The organism is Ruegeria sp. ANG-R (genome assembly GCF_000813985.1).
Lineage (GTDB): Bacteria > Pseudomonadota > Alphaproteobacteria > Rhodobacterales > Rhodobacteraceae > Ruegeria.
In genome coordinates, this window is the sequence record NZ_JWLJ01000030.1 from 1 (window position 1) to 1,950 (window position 1,950).

The window sequence follows — 1,950 nt, forward strand, 5'->3', positions numbered from 1 at the left end:
AATGCCTCCGCTTTTCACACAACACCGGCCTTCTCGCCGTTCCGGGTTTCTGTCTCATCTCCACTCCTTGGTAGTTACAACGTGCCAGAAACCCTCTCTTATCAAATCAACCTAAACTGTCCCATTGGTGCTAACGTCAGACATTCCGTTCTATCACCCGATCTATGAAGCCTGTGCCGAAATGGGTCTGCCTTTTGCCATGCATCTTGGTGGCCAAGGCGGCATCAACTCGACCCCCATCGGCGCCGGGCCGTCAACCTTTTTCTGGGAAACTCACGCGATCCTGCCGCAGACGGCAATGACACACATGGCGAGCCTTATCGCCCATGGTGTTTTCGAAAGATGGCCCGAGCTGAAGGTGGTGATCATCGAATGTGGCGTTGCCTGGGTGCCGTCGGTGCTTTGGCGTCTGGACGCGAACTACAAGGCGCTGCGCAAAGAAACACCGTGGCTCAAGCGTTTACCGTCCGAATACTTCAAATCGAACATCCGCATGTCAACCCAGCCGCTGGAGCAGCCCGCGAACATTCAGCACCTGTGGGCCACACTCGAGGCGATGGATGGCGAGAATACCCTGATGTTCGCGTCCGACTATCCGCACTGGGATTACGACGACGTCAACAAACTGCATGTTCCGCCCGCGTGGCGCGAGAAGATCTTCGGTCTCAATGCGCTGGACGTCTACACCCGCCTTCCGCGCCCGATGGCGCACGCTGCTGAATAAAGAAGAAACCTCAACCATGGCAAACAAGCATTTCGCCTGCAAAACTGAAGAAGTTCCCACCGATGCGGCCAAGATCGTCACAGTGTCGAACATGCCAATCGGCGTGTTCAAGCTGGATGACGGCTATCATGCATTGCTCAATATCTGTCCCCACAAAGGCGCGGCCCTGTGTGAAGGCCCGGTCTGCGGTACAACCCGAGAAACGGACACAACCGAGTTCATCTATGACCGCCCGGGCGAAATCGTCCGTTGCGCTTGGCACGGTTGGGAGTTTGACATTCGAAGCGGTGAGTTCATTGTGGATTCGTCGTTCAAAACAAGACGCTTTGACGTATCAGTCGAGGGAAACGATCTCTTCGTCCATCTGTAAAAATCGAGCTTCAAGAAAAAGATCGAAAGTTTTGGGCAGTTCACTCTCTCCTCCGAACTGCCCAGGATGGCATTGTCCAAACATGGGCAATGCCATTTAGGTTTTCTATCTGCAAATCAAGATTGAGGATATCGGCAGGAAAATATCCAGAATTTCTTCGAATGACAAAAAAGAAACTCGGCTGAGAACCACGCTCTCCCTTTTGCCGCTGGGTTTACTCGCGAATTCTGCAATGGCAGATCGCGACACTTTACAATGGAGTGAGCGCCTTGAGACATTCAAGAATCGAGAGGTGGTTCGCGCAGAACAACTGCCCGCACCTGCTTACACTCCTGAACCGGCCAAGAACCAAATCGTCTACCGACCTTCACCGTGTCACGGTCGAACTGGAAAGGTGCATACAAAGTGTGAATTCGCTGCGGCTACACCACTGTCTGCTCCGAAGAGCGTTTTTCCATATTGGGATCAGGACGCTCCGTAAGGCACCACGGCGACTACGGTTAGTTCAGCCAGAAGCGCCTTATCGACCAAACCGGCGACGTTGACCCCTGTCGCGGCTGGGCCCGCACCGAAAGAGAAACGACTGCGGCGAGCATCCTGAATAGCATCAAGGTCTTCATCGCGCACATAGTACATCGTGCAGGACACCGCATCGTCTACGATCGCAACACACCTGGCTCTACAGGATGAAGTAAGAAAGGAAGGGGGAAGATCTTGGTTCCACTTATGGCGACGTCGATACAAGCATTTACGCCAAGGAAAACGCGACGTATTGGACAATCAGGGATGTTACTGGTCGCGAAACTGCAACGCGACGTACATCTGCGTTTGCCGCAAAAATTCCAATCGAACTGAA

3 protein-coding genes are annotated in these 1,950 nt (G+C 53.3%); 2 read left to right on the forward strand and 1 reads right to left on the reverse strand.

What is annotated here, in order from left to right:
* Positions 1–127: 127 nt before the first annotated feature.
* Together RA27_RS22895 and RA27_RS22900 are read left to right on the forward strand one after the other, a co-directional pair.
* On the forward strand, positions 128–724 hold the full coding sequence (locus tag RA27_RS22895) for an amidohydrolase family protein (protein ID WP_255353549.1): 597 nt from the start codon (positions 128–130) through the stop codon (positions 722–724).
* A gap of 16 nt (positions 725–740) precedes the next feature.
* On the forward strand, positions 741–1,094 hold the full coding sequence (locus tag RA27_RS22900) for a Rieske (2Fe-2S) protein (protein ID WP_039544596.1): 354 nt from the start codon (positions 741–743) through the stop codon (positions 1,092–1,094).
* 465 nt (positions 1,095–1,559) lie between these two features.
* Here the strand turns inward: RA27_RS22900 and RA27_RS24275 are convergent, their stop codons facing one another.
* Complete coding sequence (locus RA27_RS24275) at positions 1,560–1,742, reverse strand: RidA family protein (RefSeq protein ID WP_152610805.1); 183 nt, start codon at positions 1,740–1,742, stop codon at positions 1,560–1,562.
* Between the last annotated feature and the right edge of the window lie 208 nt (positions 1,743–1,950).

Excerpts from the sequence above, each read along its gene's own strand:
- RA27_RS22900 (WP_039544596.1), top strand. The coding sequence starts at position 741 with ATGGCAAACAAGCATTTCGCCTGCAAAACTGAAGAAGTTCCCACCGAT.